This is a genomic window from Nonlabens marinus S1-08, from assembly GCF_000831385.1.
Lineage (GTDB): Bacteria > Bacteroidota > Bacteroidia > Flavobacteriales > Flavobacteriaceae > Nonlabens > Nonlabens marinus.
Window position 1 is genome coordinate 1,162,346 of the sequence record NZ_AP014548.1, and the last position, 20,526, is coordinate 1,182,871.

The 20,526-nt window shown below is 40.9% G+C and carries 13 protein-coding genes; 12 read left to right on the forward strand and 1 reads right to left on the reverse strand.

Annotated features, from left to right (window positions below; translation table 11 throughout):
- Positions 1-14: 14 nt before the first annotated feature.
- Genes NMS_RS05410 through NMS_RS05420 form a run of 3 tightly spaced genes read left to right on the forward strand, consistent with a single transcriptional unit; the run spans position 15 to position 4,378 of the window.
- Positions 15-1,448, forward strand: coding sequence for a quinol:cytochrome C oxidoreductase (locus NMS_RS05410; protein WP_041495789.1), 1,434 nt, complete (start codon positions 15-17; stop codon positions 1,446-1,448).
- A gap of 22 nt (positions 1,449-1,470) precedes the next feature.
- Complete coding sequence (locus NMS_RS05415; protein WP_041495790.1) at positions 1,471-2,550, forward strand: cytochrome c oxidase subunit II; 1,080 nt, start codon at positions 1,471-1,473, stop codon at positions 2,548-2,550.
- Between the two features lie 4 nt (positions 2,551-2,554).
- Positions 2,555-4,378, forward strand: a complete 1,824-nt coding sequence (locus NMS_RS05420; RefSeq protein ID WP_041495791.1) for a cytochrome c oxidase subunit I — start codon at positions 2,555-2,557, stop codon at positions 4,376-4,378.
- Positions 4,379-4,513: 135 nt separating this feature from the next.
- Here the strand turns inward: NMS_RS05420 and NMS_RS05425 are convergent, their stop codons facing one another.
- The gene (locus NMS_RS05425; RefSeq protein ID WP_041495793.1) at positions 4,514-5,020 is read right to left on the reverse strand and encodes a peroxiredoxin-like family protein; all 507 of its coding nucleotides are present in this window, start codon (positions 5,018-5,020) and stop codon (positions 4,514-4,516) included.
- 157 nt (positions 5,021-5,177) lie between these two features.
- Here NMS_RS05425 and ruvB point away from each other — a divergent pair, with 157 nt between their 5' ends.
- The 9 genes from ruvB (at position 5,178) to NMS_RS13425 (ending at position 20,485) form a co-directional block, all read left to right on the forward strand.
- Complete coding sequence (gene ruvB / locus NMS_RS05430; RefSeq protein ID WP_041495794.1) at positions 5,178-6,212, forward strand: Holliday junction branch migration DNA helicase RuvB; 1,035 nt, start codon at positions 5,178-5,180, stop codon at positions 6,210-6,212.
- The gene (locus NMS_RS05435; RefSeq protein WP_041495795.1) at positions 6,212-7,549 is read left to right on the forward strand and encodes a cytochrome P450; all 1,338 of its coding nucleotides are present in this window, start codon (positions 6,212-6,214) and stop codon (positions 7,547-7,549) included. The genes ruvB and NMS_RS05435 overlap by 1 nt, the downstream gene beginning before the upstream one ends.
- 136 nt (positions 7,550-7,685) lie before the next feature.
- Entirely contained in the window at positions 7,686-9,998 is a 2,313-nt protein-coding gene (locus NMS_RS05440) for an NADP-dependent malic enzyme (protein ID WP_041495796.1), read from the forward strand.
- 96 nt (positions 9,999-10,094) lie between these two features.
- Entirely contained in the window at positions 10,095-10,676 is a 582-nt protein-coding gene (gene ruvA, locus NMS_RS05445) for a Holliday junction branch migration protein RuvA (protein ID WP_041495798.1), read from the forward strand.
- Positions 10,677-10,727: 51 nt separating this feature from the next.
- A complete protein-coding gene (gene sov, locus NMS_RS05450; RefSeq protein ID WP_052476746.1) occupies positions 10,728-17,927 on the forward strand; it encodes a T9SS outer membrane translocon Sov/SprA in 7,200 nt (2,399 codons plus the stop codon).
- 61 nt (positions 17,928-17,988) lie between these two features.
- Complete coding sequence (gene gcvH / locus NMS_RS05455; RefSeq protein WP_041495799.1) at positions 17,989-18,366, forward strand: glycine cleavage system protein GcvH; 378 nt, start codon at positions 17,989-17,991, stop codon at positions 18,364-18,366.
- On the forward strand, positions 18,367-18,783 hold the full coding sequence (locus tag NMS_RS05460; RefSeq protein ID WP_041495800.1) for a VanZ family protein: 417 nt from the start codon (positions 18,367-18,369) through the stop codon (positions 18,781-18,783).
- A gap of 62 nt (positions 18,784-18,845) precedes the next feature.
- Positions 18,846-19,574, forward strand: a complete 729-nt coding sequence (locus NMS_RS05465; RefSeq protein WP_041495802.1) for an energy transducer TonB — start codon at positions 18,846-18,848, stop codon at positions 19,572-19,574.
- Positions 19,575-19,675: 101 nt separating this feature from the next.
- Positions 19,676-20,485 carry an energy transducer TonB gene (locus NMS_RS13425; RefSeq protein ID WP_052476747.1) on the forward strand — a complete coding sequence of 270 codons (810 nt, stop codon included), beginning with the start codon at positions 19,676-19,678 and terminating at the stop codon, positions 20,483-20,485.
- The last annotated feature ends 41 nt before the right edge of the window (positions 20,486-20,526 follow it).

Sequence of the window (20,526 nt, forward strand, 5' to 3'; positions counted from 1 at the left end):
AGAAGATATTATATATGTATACTCTTACAACCAAATTGAAAGTTTTTGCAATCATCCTTATGATATTGGGAGGATTGTTAACAGCTGTAGGTTTCTTAACTGCACCGGCTAGCGAGGCTGAAGTGGAACAAATGCTTGCTGAGGAAGCAGAACATGGCGGTGGTCATGGAGAAGCTGCAGAACATGGTGAAACTATGGAGCATGGCGCGACAGGTACACACGATGCAGAGCCACATAAAGAAACTGGTTACATCACTGACAACAGCACAGAACACGCTGATGATGCCCACACGACCACACCTCACGAGGCTGAAGATCACGGTGGTTCTCATGCGGAGCATGTGTATCATCAATTAGTGAACAGACCTTGGTCAGCAATTTATGTTGCTTGTTTCTTCTTCTTCATGATAGGTCTTGGAACTCTAGCGTTTCTTGCTATTCAAAAAGTAGCACAAGCAGGTTGGTCTCCCGTGCTTTTTAGAGTAATGGAAGGAATCAGCAGTTACATACTACCGGGTGGTATCATTATGTTCATATTGTTATTGCTGTCTGGACTTGGTTTGAATCATATTTTCACTTGGATGGAACCTGGTATCGATGATCCTACAAGTGAAGCTTACGACCATATTGTTGCCGGAAAGACAGGATTTTTAAATGTGCCATTTTGGTTGATTCGCGCTGGTATATTCTTAGTGGGTTGGAATATTTACCGCTGGAACATTCGCAGATTCGGTTTGAATCAAGACGATAAACCAGAAGGTAACGTATGGTATAAAAAAGCCTTTAAGCATAGTGCCATGTTCTTAGTATTCTTTATTGTTACAGAATCTATCATGGCTTGGGACTGGATCTTAAGTTTTGACCCACACTGGTTCTCTACACTTTTTGGATGGTATGTATTTGCCAGCATGATTGTGTCAGCAGTTACCACAATAGCGTTAGTAACGATTTTCTTGAAAGGAAAAGGATATCTAGAATTCGTGAACGATTCACACATTCATGATTTAGCTAAATTCATGTTTGGTTTCAGTATTTTCTGGACTTACTTATGGTTCTCCCAGTTCATGTTGATCTGGTACTCTAATATTCCTGAAGAGGTAACCTACTTCGTAACACGTATAGAGGACTATAACATTCTATTCTTTGGAATGGTGGCAATCAACTTCTTGTTCCCGTTATTAATTCTAATGAATTCCGACTTTAAACGAGTGAATTGGTTTGTAGTTACTGCTGGTATCTTTATCCTAATCGGGCATTACCTTGATATTTTTGTAATGATTATGCCAGGAACGGTAGGGGCATCTTGGTTCATAGGATTCCCTGAAATCGGCGCATTCTTATTCTTTGCAGGCTTATTTTTGTTGTATGTATTTCATAACATATCTAAGGCTCCATTGCTAGCTAAGGGTGACCCGTTCATAGGTGAGAGTAAACATTTCCATTATTAAAATTTCATAGAAAAAAACTGTAATGACAGCATTTCTAATCATATTAATTGCAGCACTTCTTGCCATCTCAATTTGGCAAATCTCAAAGATCTTTAAGCTGGGCAAAGCACCAGATCAGGATACTGAATTGAGTGAGGTAGCTAACGACAACGATAATAAACGTAACGGTCAGGGTATGTTGATCTTTGTGATCAGCATGTACATCATGATGATCGCATGTTTCGTAGGATACAGTGACTATTTTTTACCAGATGCAGGATCAGAGCATGGTGCAGAATACGACAACCTATTGCTTTTGACCACAGTAGTGATCATGGTAACTCAAGTATTTACTCAAGGATTGTTACACTGGTTCTCTTATAAGTACCACGGTAAGAAATCTCAGCGAGCTTTGTTTTATGCAGATAACGATCGCCTAGAGTTTATCTGGACGGCTATTCCAGTAGTGGTTCTTTCTGGATTGATTCTTTGGGGTCTATTTTCATGGAATGATATTATGGACGCTAATACGGATGATGATCCAATAATAGTAGAGGTATACGCTTATCAATTCGGTTGGAAGATTAGATATGGCGGAGAGGACCAAACACTGGGTGATGCTAATGTTAGGTTTATAGAAGGTGTCAATGAATTAGGTATTGACCCTACAGATGCAGATGGTGTTGATGATATTTTCACTAACGAGGCATTACACCTACCTGTAAATCGTCCTGTATTATTTAAGTTTAGAAGTCAGGATGTATTGCACTCTGCTTACATGCCCCACTTTAGAGCACAGATGAATGTAGTACCTGGAATGGTAACGCAATTTAAATTCACACCTACAGTGACTTCAGAGGAGTATAGATCTACTGAATTTATGACAGCAAAAGTTCGTAAGATTAATGAAATCCGACGACAAAAAAGCAAGGAACTAATGGCTGACGGTGATGTTCCATTGGACCCTTACGAATTTCAATATTACCTTTTGTGTAATAAGATTTGCGGAAAATCTCACTACAACATGCAGATTAACATAGTAGTGGAGACAGAAGAAGAATTTAATGAGTGGCTTGCTACTCAGAAGACATTTGAACAAAAATTAGCTAGCGCTGAAAATTAGTATTATGGGACAAGCTGTTGCAGTTGCACATGATGACCACGGCCATGACGATGGGCATCACCACCACAAAGAAACTTTTGTAACGAAATATATTTTCTCTCAAGACCATAAGATGATTGCTAAGCAATATCTTATTACTGGTCTTATTATGGGGGTTATCGGTATTGCAATGTCTCTATTAATGAGAATGCAAATCGCAAATCCTGAACAACCTAATGTGATTTTTGAAGCGCTTTTAGGAAAGTGGGCTCCAGGCGGTATCATGGATCCAGAAATTTACTTAGCACTAGTAACCATTCACGGTACCATTATGGTGTTTTTTGTACTTACTGCAGGTTTAAGTGGTACGTTCTCTAACTTCTTGATTCCTTTACAAATAGGTGCTCGAGATATGGCGTCAGGATTCTTGAATATGGTTTCTTATTGGTTGTTCTTTGTTTCCTCAGCGATCATGATAGGTTCCTTGTTCGTTGAACTAGGACCAGCATCTGCTGGTTGGACGATATATCCACCATTAAGTGCCCTGCCAGAAGCTATAGGTGGTTCTGCAATGGGTATGACCTTATGGTTGGTTTCAATGGCCATCTTTATTGCTTCTTCACTTTTAGGTTCTTTGAACTATGTAGTAACGGTAATCAATTTGCGTACGAAAGGAATGTCAATGACACGTCTGCCACTTACGATCTGGGCATTTTTTGTGACCGCTATTATCGGTATCGTTTCCTTTCCCGTTTTGTTTGCAGCAGCTTTGTTGTTAATCATGGACAGAAGTTTCGGTACATCTTTCTTCTTATCTGATATCTACATTAAAGGAGAGGTTCTGGCACATCAAGGTGGTTCCCCAGTTCTTTTTGAACACTTGTTTTGGTTCTTAGGTCACCCTGAGGTTTACATCGTACTATTACCAGCATTAGGTATCACGTCTGAGATTATTGCTACCAACTCCCGTAAACCGATTTTCGGTTACCGCGCGATGGTTGCATCTATTCTTGCGATTGCATTCCTTTCTACAATCGTTTGGGGTCACCACATGTTTATCTCTGGAATGAACCCATTCCTTGGATCTGTATTTACCTTCACAACCTTGTTGATTGCAATACCTTCAGGGGTAAAAGCATTTAACTATATCACCACCTTATGGAAAGGTAACCTCCAGATGAATCCAGCGATGCTGTTTTCTATCGGTTTGGTTTCTACCTTTATTACAGGTGGTTTAACTGGAATTATTTTAGGAGACAGTACGTTAGACATTAACGTACACGATACTTATTTTGTAGTAGCTCACTTCCACTTGGTAATGGGCATATCTGCTTTGTATGGTTTATTTGCAGGGGTATACCACTGGTTCCCTAAGATGTTCAACAAGATGATGGATAAAAACTTAGGTTATGTTCACTTCTGGTTAACTGCGATTGGAGCTTATGGAGTATTCTTCCCTATGCATTTTGTGGGTATGGCTGGTCTTCCTAGAAGATATTATACCAATACCAACTTCCCTTATTTTGATGATTTAGCAGATACGAATTCCTTAATTACTTATTTCGCGATATTCACTGCAATAGCGCAGCTGGTATTCGCTTATAATTTTGTAAAGAGTATTTTCTTCGGTAAGAAAGCACCGTTGAATCCTTGGAAATCCAATACATTGGAATGGACAACTGGAGACAAACACATCCACGGTAACTGGGCAGGAGCGATCCCTCATGTATACAGATGGCCTTATGATTACAGCAAACTGAATGAGGATGAAGAATATGTTATTGCTGGGCAGGACTATGTACCGCAGCACATACCGCTACAGCCTAAGGAAGAGGAGATGAATCACTAGGATGTAAATCACTGATATTAAAAAAGGTGGAGCTCATGCTCCACCTTTTTTATTTAAATTTTAGTCTCATTCCTCAGATTAACAGTTTGAGAGAACTCTAGCTAGGAATAGGAGAACTATTTTCCTTACTGCTAATTACGCTTCTCCACGGGCTGGATAGCCTTCCTTTTCTACAAAATCAATTGCTCCCAGAATATCATCTAGTGCAGGTCGTGCAAAGGGCATGGTTTGTACTGATGAGGCGTACAATGTTCCATCTTTCTTGATCAAAAACATTCCTGGTTCAGAGAATAAGTCTGGCTCCTTGTCGCTGATACCTTTAGATAAGTACAGTCCCCATTCTTTAGCCTGTTCTTTGCTCAATTCATAAGCAACTGGAATACTACTGATGTCCCATTCGTCTCCTGTTTTCTTAGCACGCTCTTCTGTGTCCATACTTATGGCTACCACATTTATCCCACGATCTACAAATTTCTGAAGCTTGTCTTTCAGTGATTCTAGTTGTTTTTTACAAACTGGGCAATGGTAACCACGGTAAAACAGGATCATGGTATATTTTTCTGGATCTTGCTTTGACATGTCCCATTTGGTTCCATTAATCAGGTCTAGTTCTAGATGTGGTACTTTTTCTTGTGGTTTCATATTTTTATTTTCAATATAAATTTCAGATCCTGCTTATTTATTAAATTGAAGCTAATTAGCACAACGTTGATGGTTGAGTTCGCTTTCGCGAAAGCGAATATCCTACATCATCCCTGCAACACATCGATCCAATTCTTCTATCGACTATCTTTGAATTATGAATGAAAACCTTGAGGCCACAGGCGAAAACTTTTCTAGTGAAGAACGCGATATAGAACGTGCCTTAAGGCCGCTGTCCTTTGATGATTTTGCTGGACAGGATCAAATCTTGGAAAACTTAAAAGTTTTTGTTCAAGCCTCTAATCAGCGTGGAGATGCTTTAGATCACGCGTTGTTTCATGGACCTCCCGGGTTAGGTAAAACCACATTAGCACACATACTTGCAGCAGAATTAGGCGTAGGGATCAAAGTGACTTCTGGACCCGTTTTAGACAAGCCAGGTGATCTGGCTGGTTTGTTGACTAACCTAGATGAGCGAGATGTCCTATTTATTGATGAGATCCACCGTTTGAGCCCAATCGTTGAAGAATACTTGTATTCGGCAATGGAGGATTACAAGATCGATATCATGATAGAGACCGGTCCTAACGCACGAACGGTTCAAATCAATCTGGCACCATTTACCTTGATAGGTGCCACCACCAGAAGCGGATTACTTACAGCACCGATGCGAGCGCGTTTCGGTATATCCTCTAGATTACAATATTATTCTACAGAACTTTTATCAACCATTGTGACGCGAAGTTCTGAAATACTTCAGGTTGAGATAAATGAAGACGCTGCCATCGAGATCGCAGGACGCAGCCGTGGAACTCCTCGTATTGCCAATGCTTTGTTGCGCCGGGTGCGTGATTTTGCCCAAATCAAAGGAACTGGAAATATTGATTTGAGTATTGCTCAATTTTCATTGAAAGCATTGAATGTAGACGCACATGGACTGGATGAGATGGATAATAAAATATTGACCACCATTATCGATAAGTTTAAAGGCGGCCCAGTGGGGATCACCACGCTCTCCACCGCTGTATCAGAAAGTGCCGAAACTATTGAAGAGGTCTACGAACCCTTCTTGATCCAGCAAGGGTTTATCATTCGCACGCCTAGAGGTCGTGAGGTTACTGAGCATGCATACAAGCATTTGGGGCGCACGCCTAATGCAAGGATGGGTGGGCTTTTCGACCAAAACCAGTAATGCGCACCATACACAAAGTTTCCGCTTTTAGATTCCTTTCCAGATCCCGACAGATCTATAAAGACCCATTGCCTTTTCACAGAGAGAATTTTCAACGCTATGGGAACACCTTTAAAATCAGTCCAAAGCCTGGCTTGATGATTCATTTTACCTGCGATACAGAACTTACCCAGCACATTTTGCAAAAGAATCAGCGCAACTTTCACAAGTCTAGTCTACAAACAGATGATCTAGGCAAGTACATAGGTCACGGACTATTGACTGCAAACGGCGAGGAGTGGCGCAATAATCGCAAACTGGTTCAACCTGCTTTCTACAAAAAGCAGTTGGCTACTCTGGTCGATTCCATGGAGCAGGTGATTCAAAAAGAATTGAGCCGTATTCAGCCAGTAGTGGTCACTGATATCCACGATATTTTTAGCGATCTAGCGTTTAAGGTTGTAGCCCGCAGCTTGTTTTATCTGGAAGATATGGACGAGCGTATCAACAGGCTTCAACACATTACAGAGCAAGCCCAAAAAATGTTGATCAAAGAGCTGCGCTTGCCTTTTTTACAATGGTATTACGACCGCCGCTGGCTTTCTGGCGATTCCAGTATCGCGTATCATTTGGAACTAATCGATGAGGCGCGAGCGATTTTGCAAGACATCATCGACCATCGTCGTGCGGATACAAAAGAGTACGGTGACCTTCTCGATATGTTGCTGCAATCTACTTATGAAGATGGGTCGCATATGAGCGATAGGCAATTGATTGATGAGATATTGGTGTTGTTCATTGCAGGACATGAAACCACAGCCAATGTGTTGACTTTTGCCGCCCAACTCTTAGCTCAACATCCCGACAAAGCCAAAGCAGTTCAACAAGAGATCGCAAACCTTTCCTCGCAAGATTTGATGGAACAGCTCAAGGAACTGGAGTATACTAAACAGGTGCTTGAAGAAACCATGAGACTATACCCGCCAGCCTACGTGACAGATCGTGTGGCGGTGGCAGAAGATTCTTGCGGCGATATAGAAATACCTAAAGGCAGTATCTGGTTGATCTCCTTCTTTGAAATGCACCGCCGCAAGGATTTGTGGGAGCGACCTGACGATTTCCTGCCAGAACGTTTTGAGCCAGAATTGCGCAAATCCTATACGGATCACTATTTTCCATTTGGCGCGGGACCTCGCATGTGTATTGGGAATAATTTTGCGATGTTTGAAATGGCGTTGGTACTCAAAAATATTCTTGCCAATTATGACATTCAACCTGTAGGTAATTCTATTGAGTACCATCCATTGATCACATTGCGACCTAAAAATGCACGGGTTATCTTCACCGCTAGAAAGTAGCAGTTTGTGGGTGAAAAGTTCGCTTTCGCGAAAGCGAACTCCTTCCAGTCACATCAATTTTATCAAGGACTGTGCGATCTTAAAAAGATAGGAAACCCTTTAATCGCTACCTTTGTTCTAGCCTAAAAAGCAATTTATGAGCAGCAAGCCTAGTAGAAGGAGAGAAGCACTGGTTTATCACGCAAAACCTACACCTGGAAAGATCAAGGTGGTACCTACCAAAAAATACAGCAGTCAGCGCGACTTGTCGCTTGCCTACAGTCCAGGAGTGGCTGAACCTTGTCTTGAAATCGTTAAGGACCCAGCGAATGTCTATAAATACACTACTAAAGGAAATCTAGTTGCGGTCATTAGTAATGGTACCGCAGTTTTAGGATTAGGAGACATCGGCCCATTAGCCAGCAAGCCTGTCATGGAAGGTAAAGGCCTTCTCTTCAAGATTTTTGCAGATCTAGATTGTTTTGATATCGAGGTGGACACTAAGAATATAGAAGAGTTCATTGCTACAGTAAAGAATATCGCTCCCACTTTTGGAGGTATCAATCTAGAGGACATTAAAGCTCCAGAAGCGTTTGAAATTGAAAGAAGACTTAAAGAGGAACTGGACATTCCCGTCATGCATGACGATCAGCATGGTACGGCTATTATTTCTAGTGCAGCATTACTTAATGCGCTGGAACTGGCAGGTAAAAAAATCCAAGATGTGCAAATCGTAATTTCTGGGGCTGGTAGCGCTGCGATTTCTTGTACGTCCCTTTATGTGAAGTTAGGAGCGCGCAAGGAAAATATCATGATGTTTGATATTGATGGCTTGATTACTAAAAACAGAACGGATCTGGGTGAGATGCAAATGCAATTTGCTACAGATAAAGAGCCTATGTCACTAGCGCAAGCCATGGTTGGGTCTGATGTGTTCCTTGGGTTATCTGCTGGTAATATTGTAAGCCAGGAAATGGTGCAAAGCATGAATGCAGATCCTATCGTTTTTGCAATGGCCAATCCAACGCCAGAGATTGATTATGATCTTGCGATGGCAGCACGAGAGGATATTATTATGGCGACCGGTCGTAGCGACCACCCTAATCAGGTGAATAATGTGCTGGGCTTTCCGTTCATCTTTAGAGGGGCGATGGACGTACGTGCGACCATGATTAATGAAGAAATGAAACTGGCAGCAACGCATGCTATCGCTAACCTTGCCAAGGAACCGGTTCCAGAGCAAGTGAATATTGCATACGGAGAATTGAGGCTCAACTTCGGGAGGGATTATATTATTCCAAAGCCATTTGACCCACGATTGATCGCTACAATTCCGCCTGCTGTAGCGAGAGCAGCAATGGAGTCAGGAGTAGCGCAAGAACCTATTACGGATTGGGATAAATATGAAGAGCAGTTATTGAGCCGTATGGGCTCTGACAATAAGCTAGTCCGTTTGCTACTCAATCGTGCACGTATCAACCCTAAACGCATCGTTTTTGCTGAGGCAGATAACATTGACGTCTTAAAAGCGGCACAAATTGTCTTGGAAGAAGGAATCGGAACTCCGATCCTGCTAGGAAGAAAGGATGTGATTGAAGAAATGAAAAAAGAGCTGGAATTTGATGAGCCTTGCTTGATCATTGACCCTAAAACAGACGAGGAGTCTGCAAGACGAGATCGTTATGCCCACGAATTCTGGAAACTACGCCAGCGTAAAGGTGTTACAGAGTTTGACGCAGGAAAAACATTACGTCAGCGCAACTACTTTGCAGCGATGATGGTAAAAGTAGGAGATGCAGATGCACTGATTACAGGTGTGGCACAATCCTACCCGCGATCCGTTCGTCCTATGATGGAAATTATTGGGATGGCGCCAGGGGTAGAGAAAATTGCAACCACTAACTTAATGATCACAGATCGCGGACCACTATTCATTTCTGACACATCGATTAATATCAATCCAGACTCTTTAGCACTTGCCAAAATTGCTCAGATGACCGGTAAAACTGCAACCATGTTTGGTGTAGAGCCAGTGATAGCCATGATTTCTTATGCTAACTTTGGTTCTAGCAAGCATCCTCACGCAACTAAAGTGACTGATGCGGTAAAGTACTTGCATCAATATTACCCAAGCATTATAGTAGATGGAGAAATTCAAACCGACTTTGCGCTAAATGCAGAAATGCTTCAGCAAAAATTTCCATTCTCTAAGCTGGCGGGTAAAAAAGTCAATACACTAATCTTTCCTAATCTGGAAAGTAGCAATTCTACTTACAAATTACTGAAAGAATTACGTGGTATCGATTCTATTGGACCTATCATGATGGGAATGCAAAAGCCTTGTCACATACTCCAGCTAGGAGCTAGTGTGGACGAGATCGTTAACATGGCGGCAGTAGCTGTTATCGATGCCCAACAAAAAGAGAAAAAAGCTGCGCAACAGTCTCAAGCGAGCGTAAAGGCAGACTAATTAGAGTCTTAATTAAATAGCAAGGATGACGTCTATTAGTGGCGGCATCCTTGTTTTTATTTTGTTACATTTGGTCGATTGCAAATATCCTGTTAAATGATTGCTCAACTGCAAGGCCAGCTGGTCGAGAAGAATCTTACTGATGTCGTTATAGATTGCGCTGGTGTAGGCTATTTTGTAGAGATCTCTCTACATACCTATTCCCTTATACCGGACGGTGAACATATCAAATTATATACTTACTTACTAGTACGCGAGGATGCCCAGCGTCTTTTCGGTTTTGCTGAAAAAAGTGAGCGTGAGGTTTTTAAACTTTTGTTGACGGTTTCTGGTATAGGCGCTAATACCGCAAGAACCATGCTTTCCAGTCTAGATCCTTCCCAGATTGCACAAGCCATTGCAAATGGCGACGTGCGCACGATCCAGAGCGTAAAAGGAATTGGCGCTAAAACAGCCCAGCGCGTCATTCTAGATTTGAGAGATAAAATTTTGCAGGTTCTAGAAGATCCACAAATTTCAGTGCTGCCAAGCAATAGAGGCAGAGATGAGGCGTTATCTGCTTTGGAAACCTTAGGGTACGTACGTAAACAGGCTCAGAAAGTGGTTGATAAAATCCTTTCAGACCAGCCAGATGCGACTACAGAACAACTCATTAAGCAAGCACTTAAACAACTATAGGATTTGAGGCAAGATTATATCAATCTGATACGCAAGTATTTATATGTCGTAATGTGTTTAGTTGTTTTCGCTTTCGCGAAAGCGCAAGTACCATCCACCACACCGCAAGATTCAACTGAAACTGGATTTAAAGTAGGTAAACTCACCTTACCCGACCCGCCCAGCATTACCACACTTTACTTATACGATCCAGATTTAGATCGGTATATTTTTTCTAGCCGCTTTGCCCAGTACCGCATTCAATACCCATTTACCTTAACTCGAGAAGAGTATCAGCAAATGGTGATTAAAGAGCAAATACGTTCCTATTTTCAAGAAAAATCTGCCACACTAGCCGGTAAGACGGAAGCTGATAAAGAAAAGCAGAAAAATTTGCTTCCTAATTTCTATGTAGATTCTGATTTGTTTAATAGCATTTTTGGCGGGAGTGAGATTTCTATCATTCCTCAAGGAAACGTGGCGATTGATTTAGGACTTCTGTATAATAAAACAGATAACCCTAGTTTTTCCCCTAGGAACCGGCAGAACCTCACCTTTGATTTTAATCAGCGCATCAACCTGAGTTTGACGGGTACGGTAGGTACTCGACTGAATGTGAATGCGAACTATGATACGGAAGGCTCTTTTGACTTTCAGAATCAAATCAAACTGGACTATACACCTACGGAAGATGATATTTTACAAAGTATTGAAGTAGGTAACGTGAGCATGCCGCTCAACTCGCAGTTGATACGAGGAGCGCAAAGCCTTTTTGGGGTAAAGACGGAATTACAGTTTGGTAAAACCAGAATTACAAGTGTTTTCTCAGAGCAGCAATCAGAATCTAGGACCGTTCAGGCGGCTGGTGGTGCGACCATCAATGACTTCGATTTTTTCTCTTTAGATTATGATGAGAATAGGCACTTCTTTTTAGCCCATTATTTTAGAGATAACTATGATAAGACATTAGCTAACTATCCATTTCTCAATACTAATATTCAGATCACGAGAGCTGAGGTATGGATCACCAACCGAGGAAATCGAACACAAGATGTAAGAAACCTAGTAGCTATTCAAGATATAGGAGAATCAGATCCTTCTAATATAGGTCTAGATCAGGTTCCACCTGGATTTTTGAATGCGGCACCGGGTAGCTTTCCTAGCAATCGAAATAATGATTTTAACCCAGTAGCCATCAGCAATGGTGGTGAAACGATATTGAATCGACAGATACGTGACGTAGCTACGGTGGAACAAGGCTTTGGAAGTGCCCAAGTGAATGAGGGGTTTGACTATGTAGTGTTAGAAAATGCACGTCAATTAAATCCTAGTGAGTACAAATTAAACCCGCAATTGGGTTATATCTCTTTAAACCAACGTTTGAACAATGATGAAGTAGTCGCGGTAGCGTTTCAATATACAGTAGGCGGTCAGGTTTTTCAAGTAGGTGAGTTTGCAAATGATGGAGTTACAGCCACTGAGGTGAATCAAAACCAAGGCGCGACCCAGCAGGTGGTGACAAACCAGAATTTAGTGGTGAAATTATTGAAGAGTAATTTGACTAATGTTTCAGAACCTATCTGGGACTTGATGATGAAGAACATCTATAATCTGGGCGGTAGTCGTTTGTCTGCCGAAGATTTTAAACTGAACATCTTTTATCAATACCCACCAGAGCTCAATTATCTCACGGCTGCTCCTGGAACATTAGCTAATCCCGCTGTACCATTACCAGACGATGTCGATCAAACTACCTTACTTAGAGTTTTTAACCTTGACAACTTAAACCAGCAACTAGACCCGCAACCATCAGGCGACGGTTTCTTCGACTTTGTTCCAGAAATCACTATTGAACCAGAAACAGGCAGAATCATTTTCACCACAGTAGAGCCCTTTGGAGAACATTTGTTTGATGAATTGGACAACACTCCTGTAGGCGGAACAGAAAACTACAACGATCCTACTACATATAATGCAAATCAAGCTCAGTACGTTTATAGAGAAATGTATCGCACTACCAAGGCACAAGCTTTACAGAATACCGAAAAGAATAAATATTTAATTAGAGGAGAATACAAATCAAGCGGTCAACAAGGTATACCCATTGGTGGCTTCAATGTACCACGCGGTTCCGTTACGGTAAATGCTGGAGGAAGAACATTGCAGGAGGGTATTGATTATACAGTAGATTATGCCCGTGGTGTCGTGATCATATTAGATCAGGCTTTGTTAAATTCTAACGTTCCAATCCAAGTTTCTACTGAAAACAACTCGACTTTCAATCAGCAAACCAAACGATTTACGGGAATCAATGTAGAACATCAATTCAGTGAAGATTTAATAATAGGCGGTACGTTCCTAAACTTGAAAGAACGCCCCATTACTCAGAAGTCCACTTATGGAACAGAGCCTATAAACAACACCATAATAGGCGCTAACTTTTTGTACAATACAGAGCTTCCATTCCTTACCAGACTGGCTAACCGCCTTCCCAATATTGATACAGATGTAATGTCGAATCTTTCCCTACGAGGTGAGGCAGCTTACTTATTTCCAGGATCGCCTGATAGTGATAATTTCAACGGGCAAGCAGCTGCATATGTCGATGATTTTGAAGGGTCCCAGACGTCTATTGATATCTTGTCTCCACTCAGCTGGAATCTGGCAAGTACTCCTGTGGCATTTGAAGGAGCAGGAAGTCCTAATAACCCATTAGCATACAATTATAGCCGTGGGAGATTGGCCTGGTACACCATTGACCCCATATTTTATGGAAACCAACGTCCCACAGGAATCAGCGATGCTGATGTTTCCGACTATCGTACACGTCGCGTTTTTATCGATGAAATTTTTCCTCAAGTCGATATTCAGCAAGGTTTAACTCAGGTTATTAATACACTAGACTTATCCTTTTACCCAGATGAACGAGGTTCTTATAATTACAACCCGGCAGCTGCTGGAACTAATTTATTGCCTAATCCACAAAATAGCTGGGGTGGAATAACCAGAACCTTTTTGAGTACAGATTTTGAACAAACTAATGTAGAGTACGTTCAATTTTGGGTAATGGACCCATTCTTATACGATCCAGCAAATGATGGGGGTACGATTTCTTTGAACTTAGGAAGCATCTCTGAAGATATTTTAAAGGACAATCGCAAGCAGTATGAGAATGGACTGCCGGAGGATGGCGGCACAGATCTTACAGTTCCCACAGCTTTTGGAAAAGTACCTTTGAATCAATCGCTGATCTATGCGTTTGATACTGAAGGTCAAGAGCGCATCAATCAGGATATAGGTCTGGATGGTTATAGCGATGCTGAGGAAGTTCGTGACTTTCCGCAATTCGGCCCAGAGGATCCAGCAGCAGATAATTATGAATATTACCTCGCTGCCACAGGAGATGTGTTGGAAAGATACAAGCGCTATAACAATACAGAGGGAAACTCACCTACCCAAGTCACTCAAACCAATCGCGGTTCTACTACGTTACCAGATGTGGAAGACATCAACAGGGACAATACCATGAATACGATCGATAGCTATTTTGAATATGATATCGATGTCTATCCTGGAATGGATGTAGATAACAATCCATACATCAATGACTCAAGGTTAGTGAACACGACCTTGCCTAATGGTTCAACCATTGAAACTCGCTGGGTACAATTCCGTGTACCATTGAATGACCCAACTCGGGAGGCGATTGGTGGAATCAATGATTTCAGGGCTATACGATTCATGAGAATGTATTTGTCAGATTTTGAGGTGGATACGTTTTTGCGTTTTGGTGCTATGGATTTGGTACGAGGCGATTACCGTCGTTTCACGGCATCGCTAGATCCTAATGATCCTAATGTAGACGACGATGCTACGACTTTTGAAGTACAAGCGGTGAATATTGAAACTAATGATGCTCGTACTCCCATACCGTACCGTTTACCTCCTGGAGTAATAAGAGAAGAGCTACGCACTCAAAATCAAAACATACGTCAAAACGAGCAATCTCTTTCCTTGCGAGTAGAAGATCTAGAAGCATTTGATAGAAGAGCGGTATTTAAAAATATTCGTATTGATATGCGTCAATATGAAAACTTGCAAATGTTTGTGCATGCAGAGTCTCTGGTAAACGATACTCCATTAAATGATGGAGAATTGGAAGCCTTTATTCGTATAGGTGTTGATTTTACAAACAATTATTATGAAGTAAGAATACCACTTACCACAACTCCATTTGGAACCACCATACCATCAGAAATTTGGCCAGCGGCAAATGAGTTTGATATCGACCTTTCCTTGTTACAAGAAATCAAGTCAAGGGTGTTGAGTGATCCAACTCTCATAAATAGTGAAGTTAATTTCTTCAATCAAGCAGATTTAGAACCTGATTCTGCAGGAGAGCCTAACCAGCAGATTTATGGAATTAAAGGGAATCCAAATTTTGGCGACGTTAGAGCAATAATGCTAGGAGTTCGCAATAGCGGGAAATCAACAATTGGTGGCGAAGTTTGGTTCAATGAGTTGCGACTTTCAGGGCTTAAAAATCAAGGAGGCTATGCGGCCGTCATGAATCTTGACGCAAACGTGGCTGACTTTGCTACGATCAGCGCTAATGGTAGAAGAAGCACGGTAGGTTTTGGAGCAATAGAGCAAGGACCTAATGAGCGCAGCCGTGAAGACGTCACACAATACGATGTAACCACAAGTATAGGAGTGGGTCAGCTATTCCCTAAGAAATGGGGGTTAAATATTCCTTTTTCGTATAGAATTGAAGAGGAAACAGTAACACCACAATTTGATCCACAATTTGAGGATATTGAGTTAGATACCCGACTTGCAAATGCAACTAGCGATGAAGAGCGCGATGCCATACAGGAACAGTCAGAAGATTATACTAGACGTCAAAGTATCAACTTAATTGGAGTAGGGAAGGATCGTACAGGCGATAGTAAACCCATGCCCTACGATATCGAAAACTTTATTTTTTCAGGATCGTACAATCAAACAGACCAGCGCAATTTTGAGATTGAGCAATTTAAAAATCAAGCGGTGAATGTAAATGCAACTTACAATTATGCATTTCCAGAATTTAAAGTAGAGCCCTTTAAAGAGGCGGACACTACCCTTGCGGGAGATTATTTGAAGTTTATTCGAGACATCAATTTTAACCTGTTGCCTAATAATTTTACAGCTAGCGGGTCTATAGTTAGACAATTCAATAAGCAAACTTTCCGTGATTTACAGTTGGACACTAATCCTGTAGATTTAGATGGTGACGGGATTCCTGACGCCCAAAACATTGCCATTGCACCGCTTACAAATCGCAACTTTACTTTAGGGAATAGATACGCTATTACATGGGACTTGACCCAGTCGCTCAATTTGAACATTTCTGCAAACAACGACCGGATTGTACGCAGTTACATAGATAATGAGACGAACACTATTGATGAGAATTATACGCTCTGGAGCAATTTCTTGGATGAAGGAATTCCAGATTCCCATACACAACAGTTTAAAGCGACTTATCAAGTACCCTTCAGTAAGCTGCCTTTTCTCGCTTTCGCGAAAGCGACATATACCTACACCGCAGACTTTAATTGGCAACGTAATTCCCAGCAATTCCAGCAATTAGAAGGAATTCCGAATTTAGGAAACAGTGTGCAAAACGCCAACACGCATCGTATTAATGGGAATTTAGATCTAGACAAGTTGTACAAATACGTAGGTTTAGAAAAGAAAAAATTTGGAGCTGCAGCACGCAAGGATGCCCAGCAAAGATCAAGAAGTACTTCTAGAAGTAGACTTCCTAGAGCAAATCAAGAAAGCGGCAATCTTGCTGAGGTAGAAAAGAAAGAGGACATCAATATTCCTAAAGAAAATTTTGCCAATAAGACATACAACACTGTAGTCGGAGTTTTAACATCAATAAAGCGGGCCACAATCAATTACGAGGAAAATAATGGGACATATCTTCCTGGATATACCCCTAGCGTTGGGTTTATAGGAACATTTAGACCTACAACAGCTTTTACATTTGGTAGTCAGGCAGAGGTTCGTGATTTTGCAGCCCGACAAGGTTGGTTGACATTGTACCAAGATTTTAACGAACAATACTTTGAAACTGAACGTAAGGAACTTTCCGTGAATTTCAATGTGGATCTACTTCCTGACCTTAAGATTGATATCATTACTAATAGAGAATATCAAGAAACCTTTACTGAAAACTATAGAATAAATCCAGATGATTTGTCTTACCAGTCACTGACTCCGCAGACTTTTGGAAACTTCAGTATTTCAACGATCATGATAGGGACAGCTTTTAATCCAAGTTCCATCGATAATTCTCAGGTGTTCAATAATTTTAGAACGTATCGTCTGGATGTAGCAAATCGACTGGCTCGTGACTTCTATGGAGGTAATAATTTCTCCAGGGACGAGAACGGCTACCCTAATGGATTCAGTCGTAACAGTCAAACAGTATTACTTCCCGCCTTTTTGGCCGCCTATGAAGGTCGCAATCCAGACGACCAGCGCAAGAGTGCCTTCAAAGATATTCCACTTCCTAACTGGGATGTGAAGTATACAGGTTTGATGAAATTAAAATGGTTCCAGAAGCGATTCAAACGATTCTCTTTACAGCATGGCTATCGATCTGCCTACACTATTAATAGGTTCCAAACTAATTTAGACTTTGTAGATGGAAATGGTGGATTGAGTTACGAGCAACAAAATAGACAGGCCTTGAATCAAAACGGTGACTTTAAACCTCAAGACTTATTCTTTAATATCTATTTAGAAGAACGATTTACACCATTAATTAAAGTGGATTTTGAAATGAAAAACTCGCTATCCATTTCAGCAGAGTTGAAGAAAGATCGTGCTGTATCGTTGAGTTTTGACAATAATCTATTAGCTGAAATTAGCGGTAATGAATTGGTATTAGGAGTAGGATACAGAATTAAAGATGTACCATTCCGTACTAACTTTAGTGGGCGCAGCCAGGTAATAAAGAGCGATTTGAACTTGAGACTTGATGGGTCAGTGAGAGATAATGTGACAATTATTCGATATCTAGATCTAGAAAATAGTCAGGCTACGGCTGGACAAACGATTTATGGTGCAAAGTTCACGGCAGAGTATGCGTTGAGTAGAGCATTCCAAGCCCTGTTTTACTACGATCATTCGTTCTCTAAATTTGCCATTTCTACCGCGTTCCCACAAACGACGATTCGCAGTGGAGTTACATTAAGATATACCTTTGGTAATTAATGTCGCAAGGCTTAACAAATCCATCGTTATTTTCTAAATTTACCAGCTTTTAAAACACACTATGAATATTCCTGCAGAATTAAAATATACTAAGGATCACGAATGGATCAAAATTGAAGGTGATACCGCCACAGTAGGTATTACTGACTTTGCTCAAGGCGAGTTGGGTGATATCGTTTATGTTGAGGTAGAAACGGTGGACGAAACATTAGATCAAGAAGAAGTTTTTGGAACCGTGGAAGCTGTAAAAACAGTTTCTGACTTGTTTTTACCATTGGCAGGTGAAATCATCGAGTTCAATGAAAAGCTGGAGGACGAACCAGAATTGGTGAATTCAGACCCTTATGGTGATGGCTGGATGATCAAGATCAAATTCAGTGACGCCTCTCAAATAGATGGTTTGTTATCAGCAGATGCTTATAAGGATTTGGTAGCTTAAATGCAAAAACTGCTCTATTGGTTAGCTCCTTTCTATACGCTATTAGTAGCGTATGGATCTCTAGCTGATAGTCCTCCTTTGCCCAACATTCAGCTTACTAATATTGATAAAGTATACCATGCGTTAGGGTATATGGTAATGTTTTTCCTTTGGTATTTATTTTTTTATCACCGGTTTTTAGAAAAGCAAACCCATTTTGAATACTCACTGCGTACCATACTTTCCAGTTGGTCCTCAACAATAGCTATCGCTGCAGCCTTCTTTTCATTGATTATAGGTGGGTTGATCGAATTAGGGCAAGGCTATTTTTCAGAGTACCGCAGTATGGATGTTTATGATATGATGGCGAATACGGTTGGCATTATAATTGCAGCATTATTGGTATATTCGGCATCTAATTTATTTTACAGGAGTTAATGAAATTTATCTTTCATTTGATCTAGTATTTATATATTTTTAGCCTTTAAAGAAATCCTATTATGGAAGTAAAAAAATCAGAGAACGCAGATTTACGTAAGAACATTACGATCTACGCCCTAATGGGCCTAGCGTTTATGTTGTTGCTGTCTTGGCAAGGTTTGGAGTACGAATCTAAAGAGGTAGAAACACAAGAAGTGTATGAAGAAGTAGTCTTAGCTCCTATTGAGGAAGATATTCCAATTACTCAAATGTTGAACACACCACCGCCACCACCACCACCGCCACCAGCACCAGAGGTGATCAAAGTTGTTGAAGATGAAGTAGAGATTGAAGAGGTAATTATTCAAGATACTGAAACTGATGAGCAGGAAGAGATCGTAGAGGTAGAAGCAGTAAGTGAAGAGGTAGGTGTAGTTGAAACTATTGCAGATGTACCTTTTGCGATTATTGAGAATGTGCCGATTTACCCAGGATGTGAAGGAGAGAACAACAATGCAGACCGTAAAAAGTGTATGCAAGAAAAGATCACCAGATTCGTTAACAAAAATTTCAACACGGGTCTTGCTAACGAGATAGGTCTTACAGGTAAGCAAACTATCAGTGTTCAGTTTAAAATTGATAAATCTGGAAATATAACAGGAATTCAATCTAGAGCTAAGGATCCTAAATTACAGGCAGAGGCTGCTCGAGTAATAAATAAGCTTCCTAAAATGACTCCAGGTAAGCAACGTGGTAAGCCAGTAGGTGTAATCTATGGACTGCCTATTATCTTTGAAGTACAAGATTAAATTTAAGTTATTAGTGTATCTAAACCGCTCCATAATAATGGAGCGGTTTTTTTATGGTATGTTTCTTGAGAATGGTTTTACATAACATAAAACCATTCATTATGAGAAATCTCAACTTCAAAAGCGGTGCTGCAACATCCGCTAGAGACATGAGAGCCGATAAGAAATCGGTCAATGTCAAGGTCAACCCTTTTATTAATTTCCTTTTAGGAATCATCGCTGCTTTATTAGTAGCCTTCGTGATTATTGAGTTGCAAACTCCAATAACAGAAAGTACCTATACCGCAACATTTAAGGAGTCCATGGCTATGGAAGTCAATATGGATCGATTTACTATCGAAAAACCACAACCTCAAAAACTAGTTGCTAAGCCAAAGACAAAAGCACCCACAGCACCCGTAAAAAAGGTGGATATGAACAAAGCTCCGGTAATTCTTGATAATCAGGAACCAGACCCAGTAGATACTGAACCCGCTACCTCAATAGATCAACCGGTAACCAGCGATCCTGCGGCAAGCGCACCTGAAAAGCCATCCGCGCCAGCCCAGCCAGTAAATTACAATTTACTTGCGGTATCTGAGGTTCCTTTGTTTCCTGGTTGTAGTGAGAGCCTTGATAAAGACGAGCGTATTTCATGTCTCAATGAGAAAATGGCTCGATACGTACAACGTAAATTTGATACAGCTTTAGCAAATGAAGTTCAAGGAAAAGATTTAGTCACTATTACTGTGGTCTTTACTATTGGAACTGATGGTAGTCCTAAGGATATACAAGTAAGAGCTCCCAATGCTGCATTGGAAAAAGAAGCTCGTAGACTCATCTCTGGTCTTCCTAAAATGAAACCAGGGAAGTATAATGGAGCAGCAGTAAATACTACCTATGCATTGCCTATACGTTTTAGGATTCAGTAATTGCAACACACTTTATAAAATGCCCATGACAATGTCATGGG

Bases quoted from the DNA above. Each gene is read 5' to 3' on its own strand.
- gcvH (WP_041495799.1), top strand. From the start codon at position 17,989: ATGAATATTCCTGCAGAATTAAAATATACTAAGGATCACGAATGGATC.
- ruvA (WP_041495798.1), top strand. From the start codon at position 10,095: ATGATTGCTCAACTGCAAGGCCAGCTGGTCGAGAAGAATCTTACTGAT.
- ruvB (WP_041495794.1), top strand. From the start codon at position 5,178: ATGAATGAAAACCTTGAGGCCACAGGCGAAAACTTTTCTAGTGAAGAA.
- NMS_RS05460 (WP_041495800.1), top strand. From the start codon at position 18,367: ATGCAAAAACTGCTCTATTGGTTAGCTCCTTTCTATACGCTATTAGTA.
- NMS_RS05415 (WP_041495790.1), top strand. From the start codon at position 1,471: ATGACAGCATTTCTAATCATATTAATTGCAGCACTTCTTGCCATCTCA.
- NMS_RS05440 (WP_041495796.1), top strand. From the start codon at position 7,686: ATGAGCAGCAAGCCTAGTAGAAGGAGAGAAGCACTGGTTTATCACGCA.
- NMS_RS05465 (WP_041495802.1), top strand. From the start codon at position 18,846: ATGGAAGTAAAAAAATCAGAGAACGCAGATTTACGTAAGAACATTACG.
- NMS_RS05425 (WP_041495793.1), bottom strand. From the start codon at position 5,020: ATGAAACCACAAGAAAAAGTACCACATCTAGAACTAGACCTGATTAAT.
- NMS_RS05420 (WP_041495791.1), top strand. From the start codon at position 2,555: ATGGGACAAGCTGTTGCAGTTGCACATGATGACCACGGCCATGACGAT.
- NMS_RS05410 (WP_041495789.1), top strand. From the start codon at position 15: ATGTATACTCTTACAACCAAATTGAAAGTTTTTGCAATCATCCTTATG.
- NMS_RS13425 (WP_052476747.1), top strand. From the start codon at position 19,676: ATGAGAAATCTCAACTTCAAAAGCGGTGCTGCAACATCCGCTAGAGAC.
- NMS_RS05435 (WP_041495795.1), top strand. From the start codon at position 6,212: ATGCGCACCATACACAAAGTTTCCGCTTTTAGATTCCTTTCCAGATCC.
- sov (WP_052476746.1), top strand. From the start codon at position 10,728: ATGTGTTTAGTTGTTTTCGCTTTCGCGAAAGCGCAAGTACCATCCACC.